Annotated in this window: 25 protein-coding genes, 1 other RNA gene and 1 pseudogene; 7 read left to right on the forward strand and 20 right to left on the reverse strand. The window is 49.2% G+C overall.

Annotated elements, in window-relative coordinates; all coding sequences use genetic code 11:
* Positions 1–450: 450 nt before the first annotated feature.
* Positions 451–834: a hypothetical protein gene (locus DA718_RS06860; RefSeq protein WP_112216470.1), complete on the reverse strand. Its 384-nt coding sequence runs from the start codon at positions 832–834 to the stop codon at positions 451–453.
* An 860-nt stretch (positions 835–1,694) separates the two neighbouring features.
* On the opposite strand from DA718_RS06860, the gene DA718_RS06865 reads away from it, so the two are divergent.
* The gene (locus tag DA718_RS06865) at positions 1,695–2,684 is read left to right on the forward strand and encodes a glycosyltransferase (protein WP_025107331.1); all 990 of its coding nucleotides are present in this window, start codon (positions 1,695–1,697) and stop codon (positions 2,682–2,684) included.
* A gap of 3 nt (positions 2,685–2,687) precedes the next feature.
* Positions 2,688–3,143 (forward strand): hypothetical protein, encoded by a 456-nt coding sequence (locus tag DA718_RS06870; RefSeq protein WP_224226588.1) that lies wholly within the window; start codon positions 2,688–2,690, stop codon positions 3,141–3,143.
* A 79-nt stretch (positions 3,144–3,222) separates the two neighbouring features.
* Here the strand turns inward: DA718_RS06870 and DA718_RS06875 are convergent, their stop codons facing one another.
* The 12 genes from DA718_RS06875 to DA718_RS06930 form a co-directional block, all read right to left on the reverse strand.
* The gene (locus DA718_RS06875) at positions 3,223–3,597 is read right to left on the reverse strand and encodes a TA system toxin CbtA family protein (RefSeq protein ID WP_025107333.1); all 375 of its coding nucleotides are present in this window, start codon (positions 3,595–3,597) and stop codon (positions 3,223–3,225) included.
* Positions 3,598–3,646: 49 nt separating this feature from the next.
* Entirely contained in the window at positions 3,647–4,006 is a 360-nt protein-coding gene (locus DA718_RS06880) for a type IV toxin-antitoxin system YeeU family antitoxin (protein WP_112216471.1), read from the reverse strand.
* A 22-nt stretch (positions 4,007–4,028) separates the two neighbouring features.
* On the reverse strand, positions 4,029–4,250 hold the full coding sequence (locus DA718_RS06885; protein ID WP_025107335.1) for a DUF987 domain-containing protein: 222 nt from the start codon (positions 4,248–4,250) through the stop codon (positions 4,029–4,031).
* Positions 4,251–4,263: 13 nt separating this feature from the next.
* Positions 4,264–4,746, reverse strand: coding sequence for a RadC family protein (gene radC, locus DA718_RS06890; RefSeq protein ID WP_025107336.1), 483 nt, complete (start codon positions 4,744–4,746; stop codon positions 4,264–4,266).
* Positions 4,743–4,976, reverse strand: coding sequence for a hypothetical protein (locus DA718_RS06895; RefSeq protein WP_025107337.1), 234 nt, complete (start codon positions 4,974–4,976; stop codon positions 4,743–4,745). The genes radC and DA718_RS06895 overlap by 4 nt, the downstream gene beginning before the upstream one ends.
* Positions 4,977–4,986: 10 nt before the next feature.
* Positions 4,987–5,424, reverse strand: a complete 438-nt coding sequence (locus tag DA718_RS06900; protein ID WP_032438904.1) for an antirestriction protein — start codon at positions 5,422–5,424, stop codon at positions 4,987–4,989.
* 120 nt (positions 5,425–5,544) lie between these two features.
* Positions 5,545–6,366 (reverse strand): DUF932 domain-containing protein, encoded by an 822-nt coding sequence (locus DA718_RS06905; RefSeq protein WP_025107339.1) that lies wholly within the window; start codon positions 6,364–6,366, stop codon positions 5,545–5,547.
* Positions 6,367–6,472: 106 nt separating this feature from the next.
* The gene (locus tag DA718_RS06910) at positions 6,473–6,685 is read right to left on the reverse strand and encodes a hypothetical protein (RefSeq protein WP_004136899.1); all 213 of its coding nucleotides are present in this window, start codon (positions 6,683–6,685) and stop codon (positions 6,473–6,475) included.
* Between the two features lie 85 nt (positions 6,686–6,770).
* Positions 6,771–7,130, reverse strand: a complete 360-nt coding sequence (locus DA718_RS06915) for a hypothetical protein (RefSeq protein ID WP_112216472.1) — start codon at positions 7,128–7,130, stop codon at positions 6,771–6,773.
* A 54-nt stretch (positions 7,131–7,184) separates the two neighbouring features.
* Positions 7,185–7,649: a hypothetical protein gene (locus DA718_RS06920; RefSeq protein WP_004136903.1), complete on the reverse strand. Its 465-nt coding sequence runs from the start codon at positions 7,647–7,649 to the stop codon at positions 7,185–7,187.
* Positions 7,650–7,925: 276 nt separating this feature from the next.
* Positions 7,926–8,756 carry a hypothetical protein gene (locus tag DA718_RS06925; protein ID WP_227015983.1) on the reverse strand — a complete coding sequence of 277 codons (831 nt, stop codon included), beginning with the start codon at positions 8,754–8,756 and terminating at the stop codon, positions 7,926–7,928.
* Positions 8,738–9,718, reverse strand: a complete 981-nt coding sequence (locus tag DA718_RS06930; RefSeq protein ID WP_016947617.1) for an IS5-like element ISKpn26 family transposase — start codon at positions 9,716–9,718, stop codon at positions 8,738–8,740. The genes DA718_RS06925 and DA718_RS06930 overlap by 19 nt, the downstream gene beginning before the upstream one ends.
* A 65-nt stretch (positions 9,719–9,783) precedes the next feature.
* Here DA718_RS06930 and DA718_RS06935 point away from each other — a divergent pair.
* The 3 genes and pseudogenes from DA718_RS06935 to DA718_RS06945 form a co-directional block, all read left to right on the forward strand.
* Positions 9,784–11,625, forward strand: a pseudogene (locus tag DA718_RS06935) (tellurite resistance TerB family protein); the annotation flags it as partial.
* A gap of 3 nt (positions 11,626–11,628) precedes the next feature.
* Positions 11,629–12,945 (forward strand): ATP-binding protein, encoded by a 1,317-nt coding sequence (locus tag DA718_RS06940; protein WP_112217065.1) that lies wholly within the window; start codon positions 11,629–11,631, stop codon positions 12,943–12,945.
* On the forward strand, positions 12,942–15,140 hold the full coding sequence (locus DA718_RS06945) for a DEAD/DEAH box helicase (protein ID WP_025107345.1): 2,199 nt from the start codon (positions 12,942–12,944) through the stop codon (positions 15,138–15,140). Before DA718_RS06940 ends, DA718_RS06945 begins: the two co-directional genes overlap by 4 nt.
* 180 nt (positions 15,141–15,320) lie before the next feature.
* On the opposite strand, the gene DA718_RS06950 is transcribed toward DA718_RS06945, so the two are convergent.
* The 6 genes from DA718_RS06950 to smpB form a co-directional block, all read right to left on the reverse strand.
* The gene (locus DA718_RS06950) at positions 15,321–16,298 is read right to left on the reverse strand and encodes a bacteriophage abortive infection AbiH family protein (RefSeq protein WP_025107346.1); all 978 of its coding nucleotides are present in this window, start codon (positions 16,296–16,298) and stop codon (positions 15,321–15,323) included.
* Positions 16,299–16,551: 253 nt separating this feature from the next.
* Positions 16,552–17,718: an HNH endonuclease gene (locus tag DA718_RS06955; protein WP_112217066.1), complete on the reverse strand. Its 1,167-nt coding sequence runs from the start codon at positions 17,716–17,718 to the stop codon at positions 16,552–16,554.
* A 633-nt stretch (positions 17,719–18,351) separates the two neighbouring features.
* Positions 18,352–21,981: a DEAD/DEAH box helicase gene (locus DA718_RS06960; protein ID WP_025107348.1), complete on the reverse strand. Its 3,630-nt coding sequence runs from the start codon at positions 21,979–21,981 to the stop codon at positions 18,352–18,354.
* Between the two features lie 138 nt (positions 21,982–22,119).
* On the reverse strand, positions 22,120–23,361 hold the full coding sequence (locus DA718_RS06965) for an integrase (protein WP_112217067.1): 1,242 nt from the start codon (positions 23,359–23,361) through the stop codon (positions 22,120–22,122).
* Positions 23,362–23,565: 204 nt separating this feature from the next.
* Positions 23,566–23,928: a transfer-messenger RNA gene (ssrA, locus tag DA718_RS06970) on the reverse strand.
* 144 nt (positions 23,929–24,072) lie between these two features.
* Positions 24,073–24,555 carry an SsrA-binding protein SmpB gene (gene smpB, locus DA718_RS06975; RefSeq protein ID WP_110277446.1) on the reverse strand — a complete coding sequence of 161 codons (483 nt, stop codon included), beginning with the start codon at positions 24,553–24,555 and terminating at the stop codon, positions 24,073–24,075.
* Positions 24,556–24,705: 150 nt separating this feature from the next.
* On the opposite strand from smpB, the gene DA718_RS06980 reads away from it, so the two are divergent.
* Both DA718_RS06980 and DA718_RS06985 read left to right on the forward strand, forming a co-directional pair.
* Positions 24,706–25,143 carry a type II toxin-antitoxin system RatA family toxin gene (locus DA718_RS06980; protein WP_197975057.1) on the forward strand — a complete coding sequence of 146 codons (438 nt, stop codon included), beginning with the start codon at positions 24,706–24,708 and terminating at the stop codon, positions 25,141–25,143.
* Positions 25,133–25,423, forward strand: coding sequence for an RnfH family protein (locus DA718_RS06985; protein WP_112217069.1), 291 nt, complete (start codon positions 25,133–25,135; stop codon positions 25,421–25,423). The genes DA718_RS06980 and DA718_RS06985 overlap by 11 nt, the downstream gene beginning before the upstream one ends.
* Before the next feature lie 56 nt (positions 25,424–25,479).
* On the opposite strand, the gene bamE is transcribed toward DA718_RS06985, so the two are convergent.
* Positions 25,480–25,821, reverse strand: coding sequence for an outer membrane protein assembly factor BamE (bamE, locus tag DA718_RS06990; RefSeq protein WP_112217070.1), 342 nt, complete (start codon positions 25,819–25,821; stop codon positions 25,480–25,482).
* Positions 25,822–25,921: the final 100 nt, after the last annotated feature.

Genomic DNA, 25,921 nt, shown 5'->3' on the forward strand with positions numbered 1-25,921 from the left:
TTTCCGCACCTCGTTCTAAGCGGACATGCCAATCCTTTTCTGACTGCTTTGTGCCAGGTATAGTCATTCGAACCCTGAGGGTTACACTTTTAAGTGATTCAGGGTATGCGCTTACTGGTTACGAATATTGTGCCAGAATCATGTGATTTGATGATTGCCGCTTTGCTTTCGAGCCAGTAAGTGCTCCACGTTCGCTAACGAATACTCAGGGCATGCAGATAAACTGCTGGCTATATTTCTTTCGAAGAGCGTGGAATTCATACCAATCCCCGGTTAAAAGGAGTTGGTGATGACTGCCATAGATCAGTTTGCTGCTCATGTTGGTCTGGACTGGGCGGATAGAAAGCACGATGTCTGCGAGCGTGTCATCCCAAAAAGTGAATTGGATTCCTTGATGGGCATAAGTGATAGTGTGTTCGTGAGCACCAGGAACTGAACCGAACTCCGAGATTATACTATCGCCTTCACGAGTAGGTGTCCATAAGCCTTAAGAACGTCTTTTATAGAACTATCTTTTCCTATACCCTTATCAGTTATACCGTCAAAAGTCACATATCTTGGTAACTTGTAGTAGAGGAAAATCGCTCTTATTCTTCCATCCTCTCCATATGACGCATCTAATCCCTTAGTGGGAAGCAATAAGTAACCATCCTTTACTACAAATTCTCCGGAGAATTGGGTTTTGGCGTGCTGAATGGAGTCATTTAAGGACAGATTCTTTATGCCGATACCTGGGGTAATCAGAAACTCATGTTCAGTTTTGGCATGGGATTTAGGCAATCCGCACCCTGTTAAACTTAAGCAAAGAACACTAGCTAACAAAACCCTAAACATGTGTAAGCCCTTATTATATTTACAATATTGATTTTTGTGATTCGTATCATATAAGTTACAAGAATTTAAATGTAATTATAAAAGGTGCAGGTTGGTATCAATCACTATACTTATTATCTTGCAGTTAACATTTGAAATTATTCCATCCAGACGAGCCATGAGCTTTTAGATATCCGATCTAATAAGCCATAGCATTCATTATGTCCGCTCCTGGCACGAAAGAGTCGATCAGGGGGCAGACATGTCTGCTCATAGCAGCCATTCAAAGCATTAATAATTTTTGTAGATTTTCTATTCCACATAATGTCAGTTATCGAGAATGGTTTGACTATCCAACTGGTAGTGCATCCTTTCCTGATCGACAAACCCATCGCGCCGGTAAAGAGAGCAGGAAAACGGATGGCGTGTAACGCAGAGTGAAAAAGATGATCGATTAAACCGATCGATTAGTAAAAATTGATCTGCAAAATGAATTATCCGGCCCGGTAGCGCCTGTGTTAAATTCCTAAAAACTCATTTAACGTATTTTTTATTAATTTATTTCCTGTCTTCTGGTGGGCGGCTTTCTTTTGTCCTGCGGGCACGGCACCGGGATGCGACAGCAGGTGATGGAATGAAAAGATGTGCCAGATGTAACAAGAAAAGAGGCGTTCTGGACCGGATTTTCGGGCTGGATAAAGAATTCTGCGATGACTGTCTGATGGTGGTTAACCAGGAAATCAGAGAAAAACGGGTGGTATCCGCACATGTACAAAAATCACCTGAACGCTCTTCCTGATAATATTTCTTACCCGGCAGGTTATTGCCCCTGATGGGGTGACAGCTCTGAAGTTTCCCTCTGCTTACATTCCCTTTGCTCAATGAAAATCAACATTGATATCAGCGTCATCATTCCTGCCTTCAATGCGGCTGACAGTATCGGGGTTCTGGTCCAGACACTGCTTGGCGAAACAACGCTGAGTTCTGAAATCATTGTTGTGGATGATGGCTCAACCGACGAAACATGGACGCTACTCAGCGCCATTACAGATGAACGACTTATTCTCATTCGTCAGGAAAATCAGGGCGTGTATGCTGCCCGTAATACTGCACTGGCGATTCACCGTGGTGAATGGGTGGTGTTCCTGGATGCGGATGACCGGGTTGCGGCAGATTTTCTGCAGGAACGGCTGCGCATAGCACGCGAAGCACAGGCTGATATCGTCCTTTTCAATGCCCGGCATACAGACAGCGCCGGACATCTGCGGCATTCCGTTCACCGCAGACAGCCTTACGGTCAGACGCTGACGGGTCAGCAGTGGATACGCCATTGCGTCAGTCAGGGGGAGTGGCCGCATTACCTGTGGCTGCAGATGGTTCGTTCAGCGTATATCCGCGAGCATGGCCTGCGATTCCAGGAAGGGAAAAGCCACAAGGACATTCTCTGGACGATACAGCTTGCCGCCGCAGATGGCCGATTTTATTTCTCTGACAGACAGGATTACCTGTGGGTGAATAACCCGGCGTCAATTACCCACCGCCCGGATTATTACGATATCCGCGCGTTCAGCTATAGCGACGTGATTGCAGATATTCTGGCACTCAGTGCACAGACGCAGTACCGGTCTGTCAGACGCGCGCTGGTCAGGCATGCGCTGGTGGAAAGCCGCCATTTTCTGGGCCTGTACCGGCGCAGGGTGAATGACCGGCTGGCGGTCCGGGCGCGTTTTCGTGCGCGGATAGCCTTTCGCCATCTGGTACCAGGCGTGAGCAACCTGAGCGATGTCTTTTTCCTCCTGAAGCTGGTCCGCAATATTTATCTGCCTGGTGTCCGCAATACTCCCGCAGCCGTTTCGCAGGTGCGGCGTTAATCCATGGATATCGCAACGCTTCTGGCGCGGTCGTGGCAAACTGCGACAACGGGTGATGACTCCATTCGCTCTGCCAGGGATATCGTCGAACGCTGGTATGACAAAGGCGGTGACCTGACCCGACGGACCCGGCGATTTATGTTGCGGGAATGCCTGTGGATAGCCGCACATTACCGGGACACCGAAGCGGTACTCACCCGGCAGTTTCGCCTGCTGGCCGTCTTACTGTATCTGGGCGGTTATTTTCCGAAAGGGAATGCCGGTGGCATGCTCCCGGAGAAGTGTTTCATTTTACTGAACGCTCCGGAATTAAGCTCCCTTCTGACAGACGATATGACTCCCGATGTTCTGGCGGCGTCCTGCCGTACCCTCTTCTACTGCAGACAGATATCTCCGTTAAGGTGTTACCGCCATACGCGCTGTCTGAGCGAACATCTGTATCAGCTGATGGAGATCTGATAAAAGCGCCAGTCGTTGTACTGGCGCCTGAGGGACTGATCGTTGACGGTGCCGTCGTCAACGATCAGGGCTAACGTCATTATTTCCCTCCGCTGAATCTGCCACCTGTGATGTCAGTAACGGTTTTATATCCCTTGCGGGTCATCAGCCCGGTAGCCTTCCGGGCGCGGAGCATATCAATGCTACCGATAAACGGAGACTGCTCTTTCACGCTGAAGCCGTGACGGTCAGTACGTACCAGGTCGTACTTTTCCACGATAAAATTCACCGCGTCACACAGTGAGATTCCCGCATCAATGTGCTTCTGGATCACTTCGTCGTTGCCAAACGGTGTGTCGTTCAGCATCAGACCGTAGTGTTGTTTCAGCAGATACATCAGTAATTTTCGCCAGATTTCGACTGACGACAGACGTGACGATGCCGCCCTTTGAAGGGACAGGGAATGTATTTGCATGGTTTGCGCTCTTTGTTGGCTAGTTTGACTAAGGAAAAGCGTCCGGGGTTTATTCGGTTGTTGCAGACGCCGGATAAATTACGATGTACAAATAACCGCAGGAGCCGAGTGTATCGGCCTCACATATCAGCCCTTTTACGTGGAGCGTGATGCAGCGCTGAATGCGGGGCGTGAGTTCGCTGCTGGCCAGCATAAGCTCCATCTGCTTCATCAGTACCGGAAATACCTGGTCCAGATGGCGTAAATTTGCGTCATTAAATGTCCCGGCAATGCTGGCGCGGTCAGCAAGGTAATGCAGGTGGTTACCCTCCTGTACCAGCCGTGCACCAAAACACGGCGTGATGTTGCGTCTGAGGCCCCACCAGGGTTCCGTGATGTTATGGTTGATTACACGGGTTGCTTTCTGCATGTAAGTACTCCTTAACGGTAAGTCAGTTCAGGATGACGCTGCGCAGGATCACATACGGACCATTGCGGTCCTGTCGGCGTTCAGCAAACACGGCCAGCACACCCCGGATATCCTGCACTTCCCTGCCGCGGTAATGGCAGATACTGCCGGACCACTTATATTTCCCGGTACAGAAACGAAACAGCCGGGACTCAGAATGCTGGCGGTATATCGCCATTGCCTGACGTTTGCTGATGATTTTCATCGTAATTCTCTCCCTAAAGCCAGCCACGCTCGGCAAACGAGACGATGTCCATGCCTCCCACGACCAGATGGTCCAGCAGGCAGATATCCACGAGTTTAAGTGCCTGTTTCAGATGGTCAGTGAGCAGTCGGTCGGCATGGCCGGGTTCCGCATAACCTGAAGGATGATTGTGTGAAAGTACGATGGCAGCCGCATTGTGTTTCAGTGCTGCCTTTATCACTTCACGGGGATGTACCTGCGTATGGTTGATGGTGCCGGTGAAGAGCGTTTCATGAGCAATAAGACGATGCTGGTTATCAAGGAAGAGCGCCATGAAGACTTCACGCTCCAGCGTGGTGAGCTGCAGACGGAGCCAGTCACGGACCGCCTGGCAGGAGATGAATGCCTCGCCGGGTTCGCGTAACTGGCGTTCCAGCAGGGTCAGTGCGCGTCTGATGGTGCGCTGTGCGGTGGGAGATATTTCCCCGCTGTCGGGGGGACACGTGGTGGTATTCATTTGCTTTTCCTGTCGGTTGACGCGTCGGGCGCAGATGTGTTGTACAGTTTCACGGCAACGACGAACCCGTCGTGCAGGGATTTAAACCATGACCAGATATGGAAGAGAGGGGTACCTGTCGGGAAATGCAGGAAGGGTTCGTCGGTCACAAGGTCACCGTCCTCATCCCCGACCGTTGTTTTCCCCAGCGCATACCACAGGTTATTAAGGTGAGACAGTTCATACGGCATGGCGGAACGCTCAGTCGATAATGCGCATGATGGCGCTGCATTCCGGGTGATGCAGCGCATAGTCACGCAGGCGCCAGTAATGCTCCGTCATGGCGTCGCATTCTGTGCGGCATGCATGATGACTGTAAGCGATAAGACAGACCGCAATCCCTGCAGCTTCGGCGCTCATGTTTGCGGCGTTGCCATTCATGGTGTTGAACAGCGACCAGAAGGCATCGTTGTCCGTTTCCGGAGCCATGAAGGCCCCGCCGTTGCTGAGAGTATAAAAATTCCAGATACCGCCGCTGTAGTCAGCGCAGAACCGGTCTATCCACGCAAAGACCTGCGGTTCAAGGGTTATCCACTGCGGGATGTTGCCAAAGTGCTGCGGCCAGAATTCCACACGCTGTTCGTCCGGTACGGGCGTGGCTGCCAGAGCAGGTGCAGAACCGTTATCGCCAGCCTGCAGAGGTCGCTGATGGTTATCGTTAATATTAATAATGTCGGTAATGTTAATTTTCCTTATGCATGGAGATGTTGAATGGAAGTGTCGGGCCGGGGATTGATTTCGGTGGCGGGGCGCGGGTGATTACCTGTCCAACAGGTTCAGCATGTTCTCCGCCATCACCCAGAGCGCACGGTTTAACTTAACGTCTCCATCAATCCCGTTTACTGCGCGGGTGTGGGTACGTTTACCCTGCGCGGTACGGCCACTTAGCCCGCCTTTCAGCAGGTTTTCCTGAATGCGCTGGTAAGTGGTCCACAGGTCATCGCTCTCGTCCTGCCGGCGGCGGGGTGCAAGAATTTGCGCTTCGGTTACTGGCTGGTACTCTTCCCCAAAACGGTATGTCAGCGCCGCTGTAGCCAGTGCATGTTGTGCGGGTGACGGGAGTTGCAGGGACTGCATGGCGTCACGTTTCTCTTCCACCCGGTCAAAGACGCTGAGAACCTCATAGGCCCCCTCAATCACCTTCCCGACAACGTCGCCCCTGTGTGGCACGCGGATCTCGCCGAACGACTGTCCGCAAACGAGCGAATTGGTGCAGACGCTTCGGAATATTCCCGGCAGTAACTGAAAACTTGATGCGCCATCGTGCGAATTCAGAATGATGATTTCCGGTACCTGCTGACCGTTTATCTGACCGGCACGACGCAGGCGCAGCATATGCTTTGTATGTTCCCGTCGGCTCTGGTCGCGCACTCGTGACTGACAGGCAAAGAATGGCTGGAACCCTTCACGTTTAAGGTTCTCCAGCAGGGTAATAGTGGGTATGTAGGTGTACTTTTCGCTTCTGGAGTCGTGCTTGTCTTCCCCGAAGACGCTGGGGACATGTTGCATCAGTTCTTCGTGGGTTAAGGGACGGTCACGGCGAATCTGGTTCACCCGACCAAAACGGCTGGCTAATCGCATAGTTGATTCCTCATCTGATTAATCTGAAGGCGTAAAAGCAAAAGCCCCTGCTCCGTGAGGAGGCAGGGGCTGGATGTGTTGTTCTCAATGAACGGATAGGGCGGGATTACAGCGTATCCAGAATCTTCAGTATCTGCGCCATCAGGGCGGTGATAAGTGCAGTGACCAGCAACGTGACCGCTTCCCGGGCTGTATCAATGCTGCTGTCATCGTAGCCTGCCTGACGCAGACGAATTTCAATAAATTGACGGGCCTGATGCCCGCCGCACCAGGTCAGTGCCTGGGCCAAGGTCGTCACCAGCATTTTCAGAAAGGTCATAGGATTTACTCTGGACTGCGCAGCGGCAGCCCATTGGTCATGTGGAATTTTTTAGGTTGGGAAACGTTAATCAGGGGCGGGGGACTCAGTGGTAAGTGTAACGCCATCCCCCCTTATCAGTAGTGACGACGACTTCTGAAGCCACGCAGTTATTATAAAAACTCACGCTGACGGACTGCCCGTAACGCAGGCTAGCAGGCAAAATAGTTTCTTTATTGCTGGAGTACAGATATTTCTGGTTGGCAATGCGACAGTTTCCCCGGTTCACGTCAATATTTTCGACTTTCACGGTGTTATCCAGTGCAGTGACCACGACCGTGACGTAGCGTGTTCCGGCAGGGTGAACCTGATTACTGGTCTCCACTTTGATGGATGGCGTTGGCTCTGCCAGCGCCAGGGCTGACAGTGCAAACAGTGCGGGCACCAGCATGTGTTTAAATTTCATAAACTGTTCCTTTTAAAAATAACGTAATCAACAGGTATTAAATTCAGATGCAGGCTAGAGTGCATCTTTACCCACGCAGCCGTGGGTCCCGAATACTGGCAATACCTTTGCTGCCCCAGCCAGCGTGAATGTGGCATCCTTAACACCGTCTCCGGTTACTGAGACCTGTTTGCCATTACGTAGCTGACCCCAGGCCAGCGCCAGGTTATTACCGCCCACTCGACTGCCAGATTCGCTGATGTCGATGGGGGCTCCACCGTCGATACTGACCTGAAGGTTTTTATCTTCATCCATACTGACCTGATGCCCGCTGGCGTCAGTGAATATGACCGTGGCCGGTTGCGAGCCGTAATCCTCACAGGTCAGAGACAGTTGCGATTGACTTTCCCCATTGATAACAAACTCTGATACTCCCTGGCCCCAGCCCCGGGTCCAGGTGGTTTGATTACCGAAGGCCATTGCCACTGCCGGTACCAGCGCACAGGTCAGTAGTAAAGGGTGAATCATTTTTCTGTTCATTTTTGTGCACCTCTGGTTTTCGTAAAACGCTACCCGGAAAGGGTATCTGCATGTTTTTTAGTAGAAGACAGACAGTCATAAGCATCCCGTTGGGATTTTATAGCTGCAAAAAAGAGGGGATAACGATGAAATTCGATCGAACCGATCGACAAAATTGATCGTGGTTCAGTAAATATATTTACCGTAAACCTCGCCCGAGTTTATCGATGGTCCGGTTTCACTTCGGAAGGGTGATATATATCTGAGATTTTATTGAACACAGGCTGAGGAAATGCATCACTGAGGCGGTATGGCGCAGACACCGTCCTCTGTGACAGGAGGAACACTAAAAAAGCGGTTATAGAAGAGATTACAGGCTCTGTGGTCGCTGGTGTCAATGTGAAAATATTTTGCCATGTACTGGCTGAGTATATGCTGAAATTCGTCGTAGATTTGTTGAGACCCCCGCTTGTGCTTCACCCTGATTTCATCGACTAAACGATAACATTGCTCCAGCAGGTGGTCGGCGTCGCCGTTCAGCAACGCATGAAACGCGGCAACGGCAAATAATTCATTCGCAGGCCCGGCATTAAGCCAGACGCTGACTTCGGTACAAACCAGCGTTTCCCATAGTGACATCAAATTCAGGCGTAAGGCTTCCTCTTTTAACAGACGGGTTAGTGGAGGGAATGCGTAAATATCAGTGTCAAATAGCCTGCGTGACAGACTTAAATCAGCAAAGGCAAGATGCTTAACTCCGTACAATGCTTCCTGTACAGCATCTGAACCGTATTTATCCGTTAACGCTTTCAGTAAGGTCGATTTAACCGGTTGAGGTGTTTCCATTGCTTTTATGCCACTCAGCACTCCTGACTGACAGCAGGGGATAAAATCCTTCATCATCCGGTTTATAGCAGCAGGTGCGATGATAATGTTTCTGGCGATATTTGCACCGCCCTTAGGGAAGGTGCGAATAAGCAGGTCATTTCTTCCCAAGCTGACTCGCTGATTAAAATTTCGCGGATCTGGGCCGATTTTTTTCCCGCAAACACATCGAATCAGCCTATTTAGGCTATTTTTTCCACCATTTCTGGCGTTATTTCCGGTTTTTACTGAGATCTCTCCCACTGACGTATCATTTGGTCCACCCGAAACAGGTTGGCCAGGGTGAATAACATCGCCAGTTGGTTATCGTTTTTCAGCAGCCCCTTGTATCTGGCTTTCACGAAGCCGAACTGCCGCTTGATGATGCGAAACGGGTGCTCCACCCTGGCACGGATGCTGGCTTTCATGTATTCGATGTTGATGGCCGTTTTGTTCTTGCGCGGATGCTGCTTCAAGGTTTTTACCCTGCCGGGACGCTCGGCGATCAGCCAGTCCACATCCACCTCGGCCAGCTCCTCGCGCTGTGGCGCTCCTTGGTAGCCGGCATCGGCTGAGACAAATTGCTCCTCTCCATGAAGCAGATTACCCAGCTGATTGAGGTCATGCTCGTTGGCCGCGGTGGTGACCAGGCTGTGGGTCAGGCCACTCTTGGCATCGACACCAATGTGGGCCTTCATGCCAAAGTGCCACTGATTGCCTTTCTTGGTCTGATGCATCTCCGGATCGCGTTGCTGCTCATTGTTCTTGGTAGAGCTGGGTGCCTCAATGATGGTGGCATCCACCAAAGTGCCTTGGGTCATCATGACGCCTGCTTCGGCCAGCCAGCGATTGATGGTCTTGAACAATTGACGGGCCAGTTGATGCTGCTCGAGCAGGTGGCGGAAATTCATGATGGTGGTGCGATCCGGCAGGGCGCTATCCAGGGATAATCGGGCAAACAGGCGCATGGAGGCGATTTCGTACAGGGCATCTTCCATGGCACCGTCGCTCAGGTTGTACCAATGCTGCATGCAGTGAATACGCAGCATGGTCTCCAGCGGATAGGGCCGTCGGCCATTGCCCGCCTTGGGATAAAACGGCTCGATGACAGCGGTCATATTCTGCCATGGCAGAATCTGCTCCATGCGGGAGAGGAAAATCTCTTTTCGGGTCTGACGGCGCTTAGTGCTGAATTCACTATCGGCGAAGGTGAGTTGATGGCTCATGATGTCCCTCTGGGATGCGCTCCGGATGAATATGATGATCTCATATCAGGAACTTGTTCGCACCTTCCTTAGGATACTGGCCCAGTTTTTCCTCTCTTTCCCCAGAAGCACGCGGTGCGTATGTCAGTTGGCTCGCCAGCGATAGGTCTGATCCATCGTGTCCTATCGGCTATGTTTTTATCTACCTCTACGGCCTGGAAAGAAAAGCGCTCATAGATTCCACTGACCCAAAATTCCCTGATGCTGAGTTCCGTAATCTGTTCAAAGAAGTCGCTCGGTTAAGATCCGTATTCATTGAGAACCGCTCATTCCGTGGATATTCGGCCCAGTTACTCGAAGCCATGTTTATTCTGCGCCCGAACATGGGCTTAGCCACTGAGCTCGATAGCAATTCAGGTTTCAGCAACAGCATGCAATTTAAGCTGGCTCTGGCAAAAACTGTACATGAAGGAGTTCCTGTATCAGCTGAACTGGCGTTGAACTGGTTAATAAACCACACCGAGTATTCGCTGCGTACCCCGGCTCGCCGCTGTGCTAAAGAGTTTGCTGCGCTTTTCAAACGGCGTTACACCCTCAAATATGGTGAAGGGATGGTCGTTAAGGCGAATAAAACGCGCCTAAGGTTAGATTACACACCAGCAAGTCCTAGTTTGCGAGGTGTTCGACTCCCTGTTCCCGACCTGCCTGATCCAAGTGCGTTGAAGAGCCCTGTCCAGAAAATTATGGCTCTTGCCGACATATGTACGGATGAACTTGATGCTTATAGTCGCTACCTTGGTAGGAAAGGTACGTCAGTCAATGATACGGCTGCAATTATGTTGCTCCCTTCAGAGATCGTTAATGAAAGCTCAGAAAAAATATTAAGCTCATTCAAACGCTGGGCTGATGAGGCGATCCTCGTCAAGGAGGGGTTAGTCTCAGTTGCTGACTTTTGGGCACATATGAATGCCAGTTGCCCCAATAAGATCAATAAAAAAGAGGCCGATTTGATGCAGGCCTTTGCTCTGAAGATGGGCTACGGTCTGGCACCTGACCCGTATTATCACCATGTGAAGGCGGATGTTGATGGGACACTTGTTCTATTCCCTGCCGCCGAAGGTGGACGCTTCTCACCTTCTCCTGAATTTATCTCAGCCGTAATGACGCTCAGATTAGGGGCGATGGTCGCCTTGATTGACGATTCTCTTGATCAAGCTGAACAGAAAGTGCTTGAGAATGCCATCAACAACAATCCTGGCTTCACCGATGATGAAAAACGCTCTCTACATGCGTATTTAACGTGGCAACTTCATACCCCAGCCAATATGACAGGAATGAAAAGCAGGATTGAATTGATGGGGGCCGCAGAAAAAGCTGCTGTGGGTAAGGTTATCGTTAGTGTTGCCTGTTCGGATGGGAAAATAGCGCCTGCCGAAATCAAACAGCTTGAGAAGATTTATTCAAGTTTGGGGCTGGATCCCTCATCTGTCTCGAGCAATATCCATCAGCATTCCGCAACTGAACATGAGCTCGTCTCGTCTGTACCAACTGATCAGCCAGCAGCAGGGTTCACACTGGATGCTAATGTACTTGCCCGCCACGAATCTGCCACGGATGATGTTCGTAAATTGCTGGACACAATTTTCACCGAAGAAGAACCGGAAGAGCTAGATAGCGCTCCAGCCTCATTAACGGAAACGGGGGGGCTTGACTCCGCACATAGCCAGCTTTATCGCAGTTTGCTGGAGAAAGAACAGTGGTCCCGAAAAGAGGCGACAGATTTGTGCGGAAATTTGAATTTGATGCTCGGCGGTGCGCTTGAGGTGATCAATGACTGGTCCTATGCGGTGGTTGATGCTCCGGTGCTGGACGATGCCGATGATGATATCTGGGTTGACCTGGAAATTGCCAAAGAATTAGAGGGATAGTGAATGTCTGTAACACGTATAAGAGTGAAAGAACGTGACGCTATTATTCAGTCACTTAAGTCAGGTGTAACGCCAAGGATAGGCATTCAGCATATCCAGGTTGGCCGCGTGAATGAAATCACTGCTCTCCACCAGGATATTGAGAGGATTGCTGACGGTGGTGCAAGCTTCAGACTTATCATCGGTGAATATGGTTCTGGTAAAACGTTCTTTCTGAGTGTTGTGCGCTCTATTGCGCTAGAGAAGAAGCTGGTGTCAGTCAGTGCAGACCTTTCTCCTGACAGACGCATTCACTCATCGGGAGGTCAGGCTCGTAATCTCTATTCTGAGCTTATGAAAAACATGTCCACCAGAAACAAGCCGGATGGTAATGCGTTACTTAGCGTTGTTGAAAGATTCGTTACGGAGGCAAGAAAGGAAGCGGACACGGACGGCTCCGAGGTTTCATCAGTTATTCATAAACGCCTGGCAGCTCTGTCAGATATGGTGGGTGGATATGACTTTGCGAAGGTCATTGATGCATTCTGGCGCGGGCATGAACAGGATAATGAAACGCTAAAATCCAATGCTATTCGCTGGTTGCGGGGAGAGTACACCACCAAAACTGATGCCCGTAACGATCTCGACGTTCGGACTATTATCTCAGACGCTTCATTCTATGATTCTTTGAAGCTGATGAGCCTTTTTGTCCGCCAGGCAGGCTATGCCGGTCTTTTGGTCAGCCTCGACGAAATGGTGAACCTCTTTAAGCTGAATAATACGCAAGCAAGAACAGCGAACTACGAACAGATTTTGCGGATCCTGAATGACTGCCTGCAAGGCTCAGCCGAGAACATTGGTTTTATCCTCGGGGGTACGCCAGAGTTTCTTTTCGATCCGCGTAAAGGTCTTTACAGCTATGAGGCGCTCCAGTCGCGTCTGGCGGAAAACCGGTTCGCGCAAAAAGCAGGAGTGATTGACTACTCATCCCCCACTTTGCATCTTGCCAGCCTCACCCCTGAGGAACTGTATATTTTGCTGAGAAATCTTCGTCATGTTTATGCAGGTGGAGATCCAGAGAATTATCTGGTACCAGATGAGGCACTGACTGGATTCCTGCATCACTGTAGTAAAACCATTGGAGACGCTTACTTCCGTACCCCCCGTAATACGATAAAAGGTTTCCTGGACATGCTGGCCGTGCTGGAACAAAACAGAACGATGAACTGGCAAACACTAATCAAGGGTGTGGCGATTGAAGAGGACAGGCCCAGCGATATGGATGACGCCACTACGGAGGAAAGCGATGACGACGACGGACTGGCGAACTTCAAACTATGAGCAGTGCCTACGATAGCCTCGATCCCCGCGTCCGTAAGTGGGTTTACAAGCAGGGGTGGTCTACATTAAGGCCCTTGCAGGAGAGTTCTATCCCGGCAATTTTAGCCCGTGATCGAGACGTGCTAATCAGTGCAGGTACAGCAGCGGGTAAAACTGAGGCTTTCTTTCTTCCTGCCTGTTCGGCAGTTGCAGATCTCACGAATGGATTTGGCATCGTCTATATCAGTCCGTTGAAGGCATTGATTAACGATCAGTACCGTCGTCTTGGGAGCCTTGGAGATGCATTGGAAATGCCAGTGACTCCCTGGCACGGGGATGTACCACAAAGCAAAAAGCAGAAGGCTCGGACGAACCCTGCTGGCATTTTACTGATTACACCTGAGTCACTTGAGTCTTTGCTCATAAATTCAATGGGCTGGCTCAAACAGGCGTTTTCTTCAGTCGCATACATCGTTATTGATGAGTTTCATGCTTTTATTGGCTCAGAGCGTGGTGTACAGCTGCTTTCTCTGCTCAATAGAATTGACCATGTGCTAGGACGCCAGGTAAATCCAATTCCCCGCGTTGCGTTGAGTGCCACGCTGGGGGAACTGGATAAAATGCCCGAAATGTTGCGCCCGGACAAACGACTCCCCTGCGTAACTGTTACAGATAGTAATAGCACGGCCACTCTTCAGGTACAGGTCAAAGGGTACCTGGAGCGAGTGATCCAAAAAGAGGAAGAACTTCAGAGTTCAGCTGAACATGACGTTTGCGCTGATATTTTTAGACTTTGCCGTGGCGATTCTCATCTGGTCTTTGCAAACAGTCGAAAGCGCACTGAAAGCATTGCGGCAACGCTGAGCGACATGTGTGAGGAACAAATTGTTCCGAATGAATTCTTTCCCCACCATGGTTCCCTTGCCAAGGAATTACGTGAGGCGCTTGAATCTCGTCTTCAGAAAGGAAATCTGCCCACAACAGCTGTTTGTACAATGACGCTCGAGTTGGGAATTGATATAGGTAAGGTTAAGTCGGTTATACAAGTTACGCCTCCGCATTCTGTTTCCAGTCTACGTCAGCGTATGGGACGTTCTGGGCGACGCAACTCTCCATCAGTTCTAAGAATGCTAATTACAGAAAATGAGCTTAGTGTAACTAGCAGTATCGTTGACCACCTACGGCTGCAGTTGGTCCAGTCGATGGCAATGATCAGATTGATGATCTCTAAACAATGGTTTGAACCAGCAGATGCTCGACAGATGCATTATTCCACGCTGTTGCACCAGATTCTTGCTATTACGGCACAATGGGGCGGAGTTCGTGCCGACCAGCTCTGGTCGCAACTATGCCAGACAGGACCATTTAGAAATGTAGATTTAAACGATTTCAAAAGCCTGCTTAAACATATGGGAGCATGTGGCCTACTCACTCAACTTGCTAGCGGCGAAATGGTTGTTGGGGCAGAGGGGGAGAAACTGACTAACCATTACACGTTTTATGCCGTGTTCAATACACCAGAAGAGTTCCGCATTGTCACCGGAAACAGAACCCTTGGAACAGTGCCTGTGGACTCCCCACTGCTACCAGACCAACACATCATCTTCGGTGGGCGGCGCTGGAAAGTGACAGAGATCGAGACAGAGAAAAAAGTTATCTATGTAGAGGCGACCAAAGGCGGTCAGCCACCACAATTTAGTGGGGGAGGTATGTCTGTTCATGATGCCGTTCGTCAGGAAATGCTCGCTATCTATAGGGAAGGTGATTACCGCATAGCAATAGGTAGCAACAAAGTAGATTATGCCGATGCTGCCGCCAGAAACCTATTTGCGGAAGGCTGTAGTAACTTTCAGCGTTTTAAACTTCAAAATGAGTGTTTTATTACGAGTGGACAACACTGTTATGTAATACCCTGGATGGGGGATAAAGTTGTCAATACGATTACAGCCTTGCTCATACGCTGTGGTTTTAAAGCTAATTCATTGGCTGGAATTATAGAAATTGACGGCTCAAGTGTCGCTTCTGTTCAACAGGCACTTAAAGGTATGCTGCTGTCAGGCTTGCCTTCAGCGTTTGATCTTGCTGTAAATGTTCCAGAAAAGTACTTAGATAAATATGATGAATATTTACCAGAGTTTCTGCTTGCGAAAGGATTTGGGGAAAAAGCGTATGACATTGAAGGCGCGTGTACCTGGCTGAAAGAACATCTTCAGTAAACTGGTTACATAAAAAGGGGGAGATGTTCCCCTTAAGCTTGAGGCCGATTGAGGATATCAATTTTTGCTCTTGGCTCTGATCTGCCAGAAATCGAGGCCATAAGGTCTGCTTTGAGCGAAAAGCGGACATAACCCCTTTTACTAACACGCCTGTTTAGCCGAGCACTATTTTCTTTGTAGTCACGATCGTACCAGCAGGCTACAGACTGGCACAATTAGGGGATGTTCAATGCCTATGCTCTGCAACGCATGTAGGTGTTGTTCACGTTCTTTTTCAAGGAACCATGTCGCTGTCCAGGTCGAATTGGGCTGCACGTGTTGTTTAATGGCAGCGAAGTAAGGCATGTCGACCGCCGATAAAGAGTGTCCAACAATGATCACCTCGTTTACCGCGTTGAGTTGAGAGAAAAATGCTTGGCCTGCATACATCACTTCCTCTGTATTTTTGAATGAATGTGTAAAGTACCGATTCAGAGTCTGTTTTCCGCTTTCATATGCAAAATCGTAATTATCAGACATGTGCTGATACCACTGTTCCAGCTCCTCATCCGTTACGTCCGTGGGCGGTTCTTGAGGATGTTCTTTGAAATTTTCTGGATCAATACCATGTCCAAGAATAAGCCTATCTCCAGGTAAGGATGCATTGCCGTGGATGTAAAGAATCTGGCTACTTTTTATGCCATAATAGTACTCAATAGTTCTGGTATAATTAAAATTTATAAATAGGGCGTTGTTGCATAGTTGCAGTGTTTTATCAGCGGTAAGCTCTGGATATTTCACTTGGGAAATAAACGACGTAAACTGGGTGAAAAGACCATCAGTCAAATTTTCAAGGATTCGCTGCATTTCAATATCAAATGCATGCCAGTCTCTATCACGAAAATCTGGGTCACCCAGATTTGGGAGATAATCGGTAAATGCATCCAGTACGGCCTGAGAATCTAACCCTGCCAGATTACTTTCAAATTCACACCACAGAGGATGTTCATCCTTATTCAGTTTATCCATATTTTCAGGCAGGTCCGTGAAACCAACAAACTCAACTAAGTTGTTGTACGAATCCCTCTGGCGCGAACGCAGAAAATAGGCAAAAGAAAAATAGCTGGTATCAAGACCATGGTGTAAATCAAACCCGTTTCCAGTTATGTACAGCTTCATGGTGCGATGATCCTCTCTGTAAGTTGGGGCTCCACCATTTATTATTACTTCTTTTGTATATTAACAGATCTTTGTATTTCTGATGGTGTCTTATTTATGCGGATTGACGCTACACTACTGCTCGGTATAACCAGAAAAGATGTATCTTATGTCCGCTCCTGGCCCGACGCTGGCTTATTCACGGAGCAGAAGGTCTGCTCTGAGCGATCTGCGTACAATCACTTCCGCTAATTAGCCACTACTTAATTAAAATTCACATTGAAAGCCTGAACTTTTCTATTTTTTGGCCAATAATGTCAGTAGTTGTTCCAGTTGAAGAAGCAACCAGCATATTTTCAACATCTTCATCATCTAAAACTAAAATTAATTTCCCATGTAATATCCATTGTTCTCTTAATGTGGTTTCGCATCCTCGGCTATCTCCGCCTTTGCGAGTAAATATCATCCCAAACATTCCTGCACCATGAGGTTTCAAATAATTCGCTATTTGAAGTACCTCATCCTTTTTGATTTTATTAGAATAATTTTTTGCGTCGACCACAATGTAATCAGCTTTGTAATTACTGCGAAGAAATTCCCAGAATCCATCTTTGGCATAGTTTGATAATATAAAATCCCTTCTATTGGTCTTTAAGTAATCGCTGTTTTCAGGCATAGGGGATTGTAGTGGAGGACAAAAGATCTCAGCCAGAATTTCACCTATCAGTTTTTGATATATAGACCATTCTTTCTTTCCAGGTGAGCATTTTTTAAGCCTGTCACTTAGATTTCGAATCTTAAGATTAGATTTGCTTTGGCCAACACTCCCAATCAGTAAGTTTAGATATGGGTTATTCGATTTTCCTATTTCATCACTAAATTCATTAAGTATATAATCAATATCCCAAGCAAAAATATCATGTCTTATAAGTGCTTCTTTTATTTTTTCTGGAATTCTTGAAGGGGTTGCAAATATTATTTTTGCGCTAGGGTATATGCTGTTTACTGTTTCAAGTTCATCAATGACCTTATCTATATAAAATTCTGAAATGGCTCTTAAGGATTTGCATTCTACAACTATTTCCTTTTTATCCTCACGAGTCTCCGTCAATTCTGCGTAAATATCAACCTCGATCTTAATCTGATTACCTAGCTGTTTGTTTGTTTCAATGTTCTTGTATTTATGGGAATTCTTTAAAAGATCAACAAGTGCAGTTATGAACTCTCTTTCGTTGAGGATGGCCTGATCCAATTTAAAATGACAGTTTGGGCAAACTAGAATTAAATTTTCTTCTATGCTTTCCCCACCAAAAGATTTAGGATAAATATGACTAATTTCCAGCCGTACGTCTTCGTTTGATATGCCACATATTGCACATTTGCCGCTGTATTTGCTAAAAATCATTTTTTTAATATTATTATTTATGTTCCTTCTTTCCATTATCTTTTCCTTGTGAGCTTTTTATTCATTTATGTAACATAATCAGCGATTACTAAATGAACTTTACACTTAGGTAAATTATCATGCAAGATTCTTTAATCCACATTTTCATCAGTACATAAATGATAAAGCTACGGTTAAGCCGAAGTATTGGACAGCGCTAACTGGCCAACTCCTCTTTAGCCAATGGAAGGCGGACTTAACAATGTCCGCTTCTGGCACTAAACGGGCTAAAGCAGACTGATTTGATGAGATAAGGGTATAGATGAATTCTCCATACCCTTAAACGATTACTTCCCAGTTGATTTGCTTGGTTTCAGTCCTGGGGTATTGCCGGGTGTATCCTTATTATCACGTCTGCGTTGATCGGGTTTTCCTGTTGATTTTGCGATTGGTTTTGGACCAGGTTTAAGCCCCATAATCATACTCCTTAGCCATGTCAGAGGTTATTCCTCAGTGTGGATATAAGGGGAGCGGTAAGAATTATCAAGCTTGGATGGGCGGTGAAAAGTGACTGCTTGACTATTATGTGAGCAATGTCAGATTTTAACACATAGCGGCCAGCCCATTACTGAAGTTAGCCAAAAATGAGTCGCGATGAGCCCTCAATAATGAGGGCCACCTCGGAGATTGTTAGGCTGATTTCGCCAATTGCCGATGCAGGACCTGAAGGCTAGTTCCCGCCCCTGCCCATGCAGCAGCCGAGCCGACCACATACAGGTTTTGCTTGGCGCGTGAGACGGCTACATTGATTATGTTTGGTGGGCTTGCCGCCCACTGACGTGCCCTTTGCTGACTCGCTTTCGGCGCACCCAGCAACAGGATTACCGTGTCCGCCTCTCGGCCCTGGAACGTGTGGATTGTGCCTACACGATCACGGCACCATTCATCCAGCTTTACGCCGAACGTTCGCAGCAAATCAGTTTCACTGTCGAGACGCCGACGCATGTTCTGCTCTACGATCTTGAATGGTGTGATGATAAATACGTCCGGATTTGTAATGCCCGATGCTGCCAGCTCTTTGAGCATTCGCACAACCGCTTCGCCCTCGTCGGGACACCACTTCGTCTCAGCATCGCCATTGATATCCACCCAGTGAGATCTCCCCAAAGCCGAGCCGATAGATCCGGGTTTTTTAGGCCCGACAGCATGGACCATCTGCCCGGCATAGGCGATGGAGTTAGAAACATCAAACATTGGGTTCTGGCAACGCCTGTGAACGAGCAATGGCAGCCCGACTTCTCGATCACCTACGTCCATGACGAAGGTGGATTTGAAGCGCGATGCCTGATCAGCAAGGGTCTGCGTAGATGCTGCGGGGGCAGACCATTCGACTTGGTCAATGTCAAAGAACTTGCAGATTTCGGCGTTCAGCTTTTCAGGAAGTGAAACTACAGGTGGGATTTGCAACGGGTCACCTACCACGATGGAGCGCTTTGCCCGCATGATAGCTCCAACTGCTGCCTGAGGAACGGCTTGGCCCGCTTCATCTACCAGAAGCCAACCAATGCTCTCTGGTGGCAGATCCCCGAACATCGTCCGAACAGAGGCGAATGTCGTGGACACGGTCGGCACAACCACGAAAAGGCTTGACCAAAGGTCGGGGAGAAGTTCACGGTGAGCGGAAGACTGGAAGGCACCAGCTACCATGCCTGACATCAATAACCCAAGATTGTGTTGCAAGCGGCTGGCCGAAGCATCGATGAACGTTTTATGCACAGTCAGGGCAGCGGCGAAAAGATCCTCCCGCAGGCGATGAACCTCATCGGGAAGCCAGGGTGCAGTGAGGTGGATAGCCTCGTGCTCGAGCTCGAAGAACCTCGCATCAACGACCCTGTCTCCCATACGGTTTCGTGCCTGTGCCTCGGTTGCCTTCAATTCCGAGACAGCCTGACATTTGCTGGAAATTTCCTGGTCGAGTTGCTGTAACTGGGACTCAGTATTGCCCCACTCAGCCCTTGCAAGCTCTAGGGCACCGTCCGTCCCCTGCGCCCGTATGACTGATTGCTGCAAGGTCGCCGAGAGCTTCTGCAGTGTCGATCTCCACGACTTCCAGGCCGCAGTCGCAAACAAACGGGAGAAGAAACCTGGACGGCAAGCAAGATGGCTGTCGAGCATGATCTTGTCCTGCTCGATCTGCGATTTTGCCTTCTCATGCTCTCGTTGGCAGGATTCAGCAGTCTTGTGTGCCTCTTCGACGGCTTCATTCAGACTCGGTCGACGCTGTTCAGCTCTTTGAAGTTCGGTGATCGCTCCCTTGAGCGCCTGGATATCCCGTCGCATCTCTTCGATGCTGGCGATTTCGGCGTCTACCGTCTCCTTAAGTTTAAGAAAGGCGGTTCGCGCTTTCTGCCAGGCCGCAGCAGCATCCGCTTCGTTGGTGCTGGGCCGCTCATTGACAACCACGCTGGGCATCACGCGATCGATGGTTTCGCCAGTTCGCTCGTCCTTGATCTCACGCATGACATTTATGCCGCGAGCTGCTTTCAGGTAGGTAAGGAAACCACCGTCTTCATTCCACCAGAAACCTTGCTGAAACGCGCCTCGGTTGCTGCTCTTGCCGAGAGCTGCGGCGATCAACCCCCAGGTTTCGACAGTGTCGGAGGGGATGTCCCCCTCGGCCTCGGCTTCGAAATAGCCGGCGCGTTTGGGATTCGCAATCAGGTCGCTGATGGACCGGAAGTAGGCGATCTGTTCATGGCGACCATTGGCTTCCTTGAGAGGAAGCTCTTTACTGACGTTTTCGACCGCTTTGTTATTGGAGGAGGCTACGACGATCTCATGGCCCTTCAAGGATGCATGTAACTTGTAGAAGTGCAGGAATGCATTGGAACCGAATGCCAGCTTCTCGCCTGTTGTGGAAAAGGCATCCTGCGGTTTGTTGAAGCCGGACATCGCCGTGGCCCGATCGAGAATGCATCCAACGACGATATCCCGGAGAAGAGTGGTCTTTCCGGTTCCCGGAGGCCCATTGACGCCGATGATACCTGGAGCATCATTCAGCTCAGCACGCGCCGCATTCACGGCAGCCTGTTGAAGCAGCACCAGTGGATGGCCGCCTTTCGAAGGCCAACGAGCCTGCGGCATGAGCGACGGTGCGACGAACGGCTCAACTGCGGAAATGGGCGATAGCACGTCGATTTTCTGGTCAGGTCTTCCAATTCCCATGTAGCGGCGCAAACCGGTTCCGGCTTTGCCCGTCTCGAGCAATTTGGTTGCTTCACCGAGATCTTCAAGATAGAAGGAATTCAGTAACGAAGGTTCAGGCGGCGCCTTAGCCTTGAAATGATGAAACACCTTAATCGCGAATGTGGGTGGCTCAACCAAATGCTCGGGTACACTGAACTGCGATACAAGCCATTTATAAGCGTTATGAACAACATTCAAATCGATCGGTATGGGTTCTCCATCTTTGTTGTGGTGGCGAACCATTCGATCCAGATGCTCGATAATGCGCGGCTCAACATTCGGCCAATTCCCTAAACTCCCAAGCTTCAGATCGAGAGCCGGCTTGAGTGCCCAGGCAAAACTGGACACGGCAACGCCTTTGTCCTCAAGCACAAAGCCTTCTTTGTCGATCAGGATCGAGCCGATGGCCGCTTTCTTACCGTCCGGGCGTGAACGCTCCTCATCCTCGCCAAAAACCTTGACCAGCTCGTCCGTCGCCTTGTCGAGAGCGATGGAGCCGAGGACGACCTCGAAATAAAGCTTATAACTGGGCTTGCTGCGGGCATTTGGTCCCCATGGAACACCTCGCTCCAATAGAGCAACCCTAGAGCGGTCGCCGGTTGCCATATCCTCTGGGCGTTTATAAGCTTGAGGCGACAGTGCTTCGAGGGCTGTCCATGCTGCCAGTATTGCTCGCGCATCATTCGCCTTACCTGATGGAGAAAAAGACGGGATCGGACCAAGGTCGATTTGGTCTTTGTCGAATTGCTCTCGTATGGCAGAGTCTGGGATGGCCTTCAGTTGAAGTTGCTCTTCCGCAGCAGGCGAATTGTGGGGCACAACTCGAGAAGATTGAATGGACACCGAATCGGGATGGTGTGTTGATGGGCTGGAAGCCGACATGGCGACCACGCTGTGGCCGCTTAGTGCAAATAGAGATTGCTCGATTTTAGCCGTCAGCGTCCGCGCCCTGGCAGTGTTGCGAAAGGTCAGCTCGCTCAACAACTGTTCAAGTTCGCTAACATTGTTGCTGGACTGCTCGAAGATTGCTTCCAGATCGAAGATTGATTTTTGCGCATACTGCCGTGTCTTCATTTATTTCTGCGGCTCCATATCCCTTCAATTAAGAGATATTATGCTAATTAGTTTGATTTCTAAAACTATTAGCTTTCGCTTGAAATATAAATTCTCATCTGGCCCACTACTAAAGTGGGAACTGTCATTAATTATCCGTCATCCCGTTAAACGCTCTCCCCTCATACCTCCCACAATCATACTTCCGCGATCAGCAGCCATAACAAAATCAGCCCACCATTGCATCATCGGTCGCCGTTGCTCAAGGTAATCACTGCGGTTATAAGCGCGACGTACCTCATTCTTATCCACATGTGCCAATGCAGCTTCAATAACATCTGGTGGAAAGCCTTGCTCATTAAGGGCTGTGCTGGCGATAGAACGCAAACCATGTGAAACGAGCACGCCACCAAAACCTGCACGTTTTAGCGATGCGTTAACGGTCTGGCTATTCATTGGTTGCTTTGGTTTGATACGGCTGGGAAAGATAAATTCTCGGTTGCCGCTTAATGGTTTCATCACTTCCAAAACAGCAATTGCTTCATCTGACAATGGAACAGTATGGTCGCGGTTCATTTTCATGCGTGCTGCAGGAATCTTCCACTCTCGCGCTTCTATGTCTACCTCTTCCCAGCGAGCTTCAGCCGCTTCGGCAGGGCGGGTAATAGTAAGAAGTTGCCACATGAACAGGCAGCGTGTGGAAAGGCTAATGCTGGCTGTTCGCATTGTCTGCATCAGTTGAGGTAGCTGGTCCGGTCGAATGCTGGGCATGTTCTTTTTCTGAGGCTTCTCGAAGGCTTTACCGATATTAACGCTGGGAACAGCATCAATCAGCCCTGTGTTTTGGGCATAGATCATGACCTCATTAATGCGTTGGCATAGTCGACGAACGGTTTCCAGTGCTCCTCTGGCCTGAACAGGTTGAACGGCCTGAACCAGTGTGTGAGCTTTAATATCTGTAACGCTAACGTCCCCAATTGCAGGAAAGACATCTCTCTCAAGAGAGCGCCATATATCTTCTGCATAGTCCGCTGTCACGCTTGCTTTCTTCACATTCCACCAACGTTCAGCTACGAGCTGGAAAGTATTGGTTTTGGCTTCAATTGAACTGCGCAGTTGTTCCTGCTGATGTTCCTGGGGATCAATTTGTTTCGCCAGAAGAGAGCGGGACTCTGCCCGATAGTTTCGGGCATCGGCAAGGGTAACTGACGGGTAGAGGCCTATGCTCTTCTTCGCACGTTTCTTAGTGACAGGGCGAATGTAGCGAAACTGCCAGATTTTACTTCCGCTGGATTTGATTAGTAGCTCAAGGCCATCACCATCATAGAGAACGTAGTCCGCTTCCTTGGGCTTAGCAGATTCAATTTCTTTAACGGATAGAGGTTTGGTTTGTCTTGCCATTGCCGGGTTTCCATAGTTTTAGGCACCTCAAAAACAATAAAGCTTTATGAGGTGCCTAACAAGGTGCCTAAAAGGTTCGGATTTAATTAGTCGGCATCAGACTTCGCGGGACAAAATGAGGGCACAAAAAAGCCCGCAGGGCTTGCGCCGTGCGGGCTCTTAGGACTTCATCGGATGACTCTGGTAATCACCGATGGAGAATTTTGGTGGAGCTGGCGGGAGTTGAACCCGCGTCCGAAATTCCTACATCCTCGGTACTACATGCTTAGTCAGTCTTTACATTCGCACGCCAGCTGCGGACAGACACGCCACTAACGAACTAGCCTGATTAGATTTAGCACTTCAGCCCCAGGCAGGACATCCATGCGATCTCTTTTGGGTTTGACCTCTCTTGATCCCCGTCTTAAGAGCGGAAGCTAGGGAGAGAGGGCTCTTAGCAGGTTATTAAGCTGCTAAAGCGTAGTTTTCGTCGTTTGCGACTATTTTTTTGCGGCTTTTTACGAGGCCAACCGCCCCTCGGCATGCACCTTGGGTTTCGCAAATCCCGTCGAATCCAGAATCAGCCCCAATGTGTACGTTGAGTATAACAGATTTATGAATGTGCTTACCAGCCCTCGTTTCGAGGATTATAGCGGCGGGTTGGGTGAAAAATCAGCATCAACAATGATATAGCGTAAGGGCCAGAAAACTGACCCTCATTAAGAAGGGGAATTAACGGCCAGCGTGTTTCATGATCCGGGCTTTATCCACCGCCCACTCACGATCTTTTATATCGGTACGCTTGTCGTGCTGTTTCTTACCTTTAGCTACGCCGATTTTTACTTTGCACCAAGCGTTTTTCCAGTAAAGAGACAGAGCAACTACGGTGTAACCTTCTCGGTTAATACGTCCATAGAGGTTGTCCAGCTCACGCTGGTTTAGCAGTAGCTTGCGGGTGCGCGTTGGATCGCAGACGTAGTGGGTGGAAGCCACAGCCATTGGGGTAAAGTTAGCACCGAACAGATAAGCCTCGCCATCTTTCAGGATGACGTAGCTATCGCCGATGTTGGCTTTTCCTGCACGCAGAGATTTTACTTCCCAACCCTGCAGGGCGAGACCAGCCTCGTATTCATCTTCGATAAAGTATTCATGACGGGCGCGTTTATTCAGCGCAATGGTGGCTGATCCAGGTTTGTGGGCTTTTTTCTTAGTCATAGTATCCTGAAGTCATCGTCTTAAAACAGTCGTACCTCAATCCATCCTGCGAGGTGTAATGAGCTATCTTAGCACGAGTTGCAGTACAGCGTTTTTTTTAGCAGCAGATAAATGATATTATTTGCGCCGTGTTTATATGTGGAACCTGCTATGCCTCAGATTAGCCGTACCGCGCTGGTACCTTTCAGTGCGGAACAGATGTATCAACTCGTAAACGATGTGAAGTCCTACCCTGATTTTTTGCCTGGTTGCACCGGTAGCCGTGTTCTGGAACTTGGGCCGACGCAAATGACTGCGGCGGTTGATGTGTCCAAAGCTGGCATCAGCAAGACTTTCACTACCCGCAATACGCTGACTAGCAACCAGAGCATTTTGATGAGCCTGGTCGATGGGCCGTTCAAAAAACTGATTGGCGGCTGGACGTTTATTCCGTTAAGTCCGGAAGCGTGCAAAATTGAGTTTCATCTCGATTTTGAATTCACCAATAAGCTGATTGAAATGGCTTTTGGCCGCATTTTTAAAGAACTGGCCATGAACATGGTGCAGGCGTTTACGGTCCGCGCTAAAGAGGTCTACAGTGTCGGCTAAAATCGTTGTTGAAGTAGCCTATGCGTTGCCGGAAAAGCAGTATCTGCAGAGCGTCAGGCTGGAGGCGGGGTCGACGGTCGAGCAGGCGATTGTCGCCAGCGGCCTCTTGACGCTACGCGATGATATTAATCTGGCAAAGAACAAAGTGGGCATCTATAGCCGCCCGGCAAAACTACATGATGAAGTGCATGATGGAGATCGTGTGGAAATTTATCGCCCGCTTATTGCTGACCCGAAAGAGCTGCGTCGCCAGCGGGCCGAGAAAAGCGCTGGAAAGTAATCATTTTTCGGACATTAAAAAAGCGCTCATTGAGCGCTTTTTTGCATTTTACGACCTTACTCGGTAGTCAGAGCAGGTTTGTTATCTATATTAGTCAACACTCCACTGCTGTCGAAAGTCAGGGTAAGAGTCTGCTGGGTGACTTTTTCATGCCCAGGCTGCTGACGGAAAACATAGAACCAAGTGTTGGTACCAAACGGATCCGACATCATTGGAGTACCCAGTGCATAGGCGACCTGTTGTTGTGTCATGCCGACCCGAATTTTTGCTACATCGGTCGGTGCCAGATAGTTACCCTGGTTGATGTCAGGACGGTAAACCACTCGTTCCAGAGTGGAACAGCCTGCGGTCAACATAAGAAGAACCGCTGCGGCAGCAGTCAGCGTTTTACAGCGCATAGTGATTTGATTCCTTTTTGGGCCCGAGCAGTACGTGGCTCATCTGTAATATGCCGATGATAATAGACCTTTGCCCGGTTGGGAACCTTCGACTGCAGGT

Source organism: Klebsiella huaxiensis (assembly GCF_003261575.2).
Lineage (GTDB): Bacteria > Pseudomonadota > Gammaproteobacteria > Enterobacterales > Enterobacteriaceae > Klebsiella > Klebsiella huaxiensis.